Origin of the sequence: Caulobacter sp. D5 (assembly GCF_003185805.1) — a bacterium.
GTDB lineage: Bacteria > Pseudomonadota > Alphaproteobacteria > Caulobacterales > Caulobacteraceae > Caulobacter.
The window spans coordinates 1-4619 of record NZ_QHJY01000294.1; the positions used below are offsets into that span (position 1 = coordinate 1).

General features: G+C 69.2%; 4 protein-coding genes. All 4 read right to left on the reverse strand.

The annotated features are described in order from the left end of the window. Positions 1-1403: serine hydrolase (locus tag DMC18_RS18250; RefSeq protein ID WP_110133182.1), on the reverse strand; the 1403-nt coding region annotated here is incomplete at its 3' end. 86 nt (positions 1404-1489) lie between these two features. After that, the gene (gene parC, locus DMC18_RS18255) at positions 1490-3769 is read right to left on the reverse strand and encodes a DNA topoisomerase IV subunit A (protein WP_110121946.1); all 2280 of its coding nucleotides are present in this window, start codon (positions 3767-3769) and stop codon (positions 1490-1492) included. Positions 3770-3839: 70 nt separating this feature from the next. Then, entirely contained in the window at positions 3840-4058 is a 219-nt protein-coding gene (locus DMC18_RS18260) for a hypothetical protein (protein ID WP_110121947.1), read from the reverse strand. Positions 4059-4141: 83 nt separating this feature from the next. Further along, a partial coding sequence (locus DMC18_RS18265) for an ATP-binding protein (RefSeq protein ID WP_233248212.1) occupies positions 4142-4619 on the reverse strand: 478 nt, incomplete at its 5' end.

Genomic DNA, 4619 nt, shown 5'->3' on the forward strand with positions numbered 1-4619 from the left:
CCGGTCGGCGGCCCCTTCGACGGGCCGGCCGGCGGTTTGGCGGGCGCGGTCGCCGTGTTCGCCGCCTGGCGCACCGGCGGGCGCTCCAGGGCGTGATAGACCCACTTGCGGGTCTCGGCGTCGAGGCCGGGACCCACGCCGCCCAGGCGCTGGATCATGCCGATGAAGAAGAGGTCGTTGGCAGGGTCGATCCAGAACCAGGTGCCGGCGCTGCCGCCCCAGCTGATCGTGCCGGGCCCCACCGGCGCGCCCGAGGCGGCCGGATCGACCGCCACCGCCACGTCGATGCCGTAGCCCATCCCCAGCGCGAAGGGGAAAGCCTTCTGCTGACCCGGCTTGAGCACGTTGGAGGTGCCGTCAGTGGTCACCTGGAAGCTCGGTGGCAGGTGGTTCAGCCGCATCATCGCCACCGTCTCCGGCTCGAGGATGCGCACGCCTTCCAGGTCGCCGCCGTTGAGGATCATCTGGGCGAAGCGGGCGAAGTCCTGGGCGGTGGACAGCAAGCCCCCTCCCCCCGACGGCGCCAGGGGCGGCCGGGAGACGTCGCGCCAGCCGCCCTCGACGGCGGGCATGAGCTTGCCGGTGACCGGATCGGCGTCATAGATCGCCGCCAGCCGCGAAAGCTTGTCCGGCGGCGTCCAGAAGGCGGTGTCCTTCATCTTCAGCGGCTTGAAGATCCGCTGGCGCATGAACTCCGGCAGGGCCTGGCCAGACAGGCGCTCGATGATCAGGCCCTGGATGTCGGCCGCGACGCTGTAGCGCCACAGCTTGCCGGGCTCCGAATACATCGGCAGGCCCGAGATCTTCTGCACCATCGAGAACAGCGAGTCCGACTGCAGCACGCCCGCCCGATAATAGGCCTGGTCGGCGAGGCTGCCCGGATCGTCGGCGATGCCGTAGGCGAAGCCGGCCGTATGGGTCATCAGCTCGCGCATGGTCGGCGGGCGGCTGAGCGGCGACAGGACCGGCCGGCCGCTGGCGTCAACGCCGTTGGCTACGCGCAGGTTCTCGAATTCGGGAATGAACTTGGTGACCGGATCGTCCAGCTTCCAGCGGCCCTCGTCATAGAGGATCAGCATGGCCACGCCGGTGACCGGCTTGGTCTCCGAGCGGATGCGGAAGATGGCGTCGGCCGGCATCGGCTGGACGTCTTCCAGCGCGCGCTTGCCGAAGGCCTGCTCGCTGACGATCTTGCCGTGGCGGGCCAGCAGGGTCACGCCGCCGGCGATCTGGCCCTGGTCGACCAGGCGCTGCATGGTCTCGTCGACGCGCTTGAGCTTCTCCGACGAGAAGCCCGCGGCCTCGGGCTTGGCGCGCGGCAGGCCGCCCGCCACCCCGGGATGGGCGGCGGCCAGACCCAGGAACCCGGCCAGGGCTCCGACGGACTTGCGCCACAAGCTCATAAGTCGACTTATCTCACAGGTGGTTGGCGAGAGCATGGCGCCTACCTACGCGCGCTACGCCCTCGCCCATATCACATCACTCGAGCCTACTTGGGCTTGAACCGCTTGGACGTCGGGAAGCCCTTGGGCGCCAGCTTGCCGGCGCCGGCCCGGCGGCCGACGAAGGTCTGCCAGTCGGCCCAGTCGCGGCGGCGCAGGGCCGAGTCGATCCAGAAGCCGCCGGTCTCGGCGTTGAACGACAGGCCGTCGCGCAGACCGCCCTCGCGGTAGGCCTGCAGCTTGACGCCCTTGCCGCGCGGCATCTCCGGCAGTTCTTCCAGCGGGAAAATCAGGATCTTGCCGTTGTCGCCGATCACCGCGAACTGGTCGCCCACGGCTTCCAGGCAGAAGGCCGCGCCCGAGGCGTCGACCGTCAGCACCTGCTTGCCCGCCTTGCGGTTGGCCAGGGCCTCCTCCTCCGGCAGCAGGAAGCCGTAGCCCTGCTTGGAGGCCAGGATGCGCTTGCGGCCGGCCTTGAACGGGAAGACGTCGATGATCTTCACCTTGTCGTCCAGCTCGATCATCATCCGCACCGGCTCGCCATGGCCCCGCGCCGACGGCAGGTTGGCGCAGCCCAGCGTGAAGAAGCGGCCGTCCGAGGTGAACAGCAGGAGCTTGTCGGTGGTCTCGGCCGGCACCAGGAAGCCGAGCTTGTCGCCTTCCTTGAACTTCAGCTCCGACGGATCCTCGATCTTGCCCTTTGCGGCGCGGATCCAGCCGCGCTCGGACAGGATGATGGTGATCGGCTCGCGGACGATCATCGCCTCGATGGCGGCGTCGGCGTCGACCACCGGGGCCACGTCGAACACCGAGCGGCCGGTCACGCCGGTCGGGCGCGGCTTGTCCAGCGGGTGTTTGATCTTCAGCAGGGTGGCGCGCACCTGGCGCAGGCCCGTGCCGACCAGGTCCCACTGCTTCTTGTCGCTGGCCAGCATGGCCAGGATGCCGTCGCGCTCTTCCACCAGTTCGGCGTGCTCGCGGCGGATCTCCATCTCCTCCAGCTTGGCCAGTTGGCGCAGCCGGGTGTTGAGGATGGCGTCGGCCTGGATGTCCGAGAGCCCGAAGGTCTCGATCAGCTTTTCCTTCGGCTTCTCCTCGTAGCGGACGATGCGGATCACCTCGTCGAGATTGAGGTAGGCGATCAGCAAACCGTCGAGGATGTGCAGGCGGGCTTCGATCTTGGCCAGGCGGTGACGGGCCCGGCGGGTCAGCACCTCGCGGCGGTGGGCCAGGAAGGCCATCAGGGCCGACTTGATGCCCATGACGCCCGGCGTGCCGCGCGCGTCCAGCACGTTGATGTTGACCGAGAACCGGCTTTCCAGCGCCGAGAGCTTGAACAGGCTCTCCATCAGCACTTCGGGCTCGACGTTCTTGGACTTCGGCTCGAGCACCAGACGGATGTCCTCGGCGCTCTCGTCGCGGACGTCGCCCAGGAGGGCGGCCTTCTTGCTTTCGATCAGGTCGGCCAGTTGCTCGACCAGATCCGACTTCTTCACCTGATACGGGATCTCGGTGACGACGATCTGGTAGGTGCCGCGGCCGGTCTCTTCCTTCTCCCACTTGGCGCGGGTGCGAACGCCGCCGCGACCGGTCTCGTAGGTTTCCAGCAGGGACGCGGCCGGCTCGACGATGACGCCGCCGGTCGGGAAGTCGGGGCCCGGCACGCGCTCGAGGATCTCGGCGGTCGTGGCCTCGGGGTTGCTCAGCAGCAGCAGGCAGGCGTCGATCAGCTCGGCCGGGTTGTGCGGCGGGATCGAGGTGGCCATGCCGACGGCGATGCCGGCCGAGCCGTTGGCCAGCAGGTTCGGGAAGCCCGACGGCAGGACCACCGGCTCCTCGTCCTGGCCGTCATAGGTGGGCCGGAAATCGACCGCGTCCTCGTCGATGCCGTCGAGCAGCAGCGTCGCCGCCGCCGTCATCTTGCATTCGGTGTAACGCATGGCCGCGGCGTTATCGCCGTCGATATTGCCGAAGTTCCCCTGCCCCTCGACCAGCGGGATGCGCTGGGAGAAGTCCTGGGCCAGGCGCACCAGGGCGTCGTAGATCGACTGGTCGCCGTGCGGGTGGAAGTTACCCATCACCTCGCCGACCACCTTGGCGCACTTGCGCGCGGCGGACTCCGGGTTCAGGCGCATGTTGCTCATGGCGTAGAGCACGCGCCGGTGCACCGGCTTCATGCCGTCGCGCACGTCGGGCAGAGCCCGCGAGCCGATGGTCGACAGCGCATAGGCCAAGTAGCGCTTGGACAGCGCCTCGGTCAGCGGCTCTTCGAGGATGCGGTCGCCGTCGCCGGGACCGCCGGGGGGAGGAGTGACGGGCTTGTTCATCAATCAGATTCGTTTCGGCCCGCCAGCCTAGCAGATGTCGGCCGCTCGATTCGAGGCGCGTGGGGGCTTTTTACGAGCTAACCGCCGCCGGCGCCCCGAGAACGGCTCCGGCCCGCTCGACAAGGTCGATCACCGCCTCGTCGCGCCACACCTCGACGGCCTGGGCGCTGCCGTGGTCGCGCAGCAGCGACAGGGCGTGCCGGCGATAGGCGCCCTCGTCCAGGTCCTGGATATCGACGGCCGTGGCGACCTGGTTCGCGGCCAGACAGACGAACGTGTAGGTTTTCATCAACAGCCCTCGCCGTGACCCTAACAGATCAGCGCAGCTTGTTGGTCGCCTGGCCGACCGATCACGGGATTGGGATCGACGCGTCAGCTTTCGGCGGTTTCGCCGGCGCGAGCCGGCAGGGCCAGGGTGGCGCGCAGGCCGCCGATCGGGGCGCGCCCCAGGGTCAGGGCCCCGTCGTGCAGCTCGGCCAGCTCCAGCGCGATCGGCAGGCCAAAGCCATGCCCGGCGCCCCGCTCGTCGAGACGGCTGCCCGGCACCAAAGCGGCGGCGGCGGCCTCGTCGGTCAGGCCCGGGCCATCGTCGTCGATGACCAGCACCGCCCGGCCCCCGTCGCGACTGGCGCTCACCCGCACGGTCCGCTCGGCGAACTTCCAGGCGTTGTCGAGCAGATTGCCTGTCATCTCGTCGAAGTCCTGCGGATCGCAGGCCACGAAGAGATCCTCGGGAATGTCGAGTTCGGCCCGCACGCCGGCGGCGGCGTGGATGCGCGACAGGGCCGCGACCAGATCCTCCAGGCGCGGCCTGACGTGCAGGGCCGGACGGCCCGGCGCCCCCGGCGAG

Excerpts from the sequence above, each read along its gene's own strand:
- parC (WP_110121946.1), bottom strand. The coding sequence starts at position 3,769 with ATGAACAAGCCCGTCACTCCTCCCCCCGGCGGTCCCGGCGACGGCGAC.
- DMC18_RS18260 (WP_110121947.1), bottom strand. The coding sequence starts at position 4,058 with ATGAAAACCTACACGTTCGTCTGTCTGGCCGCGAACCAGGTCGCCACG.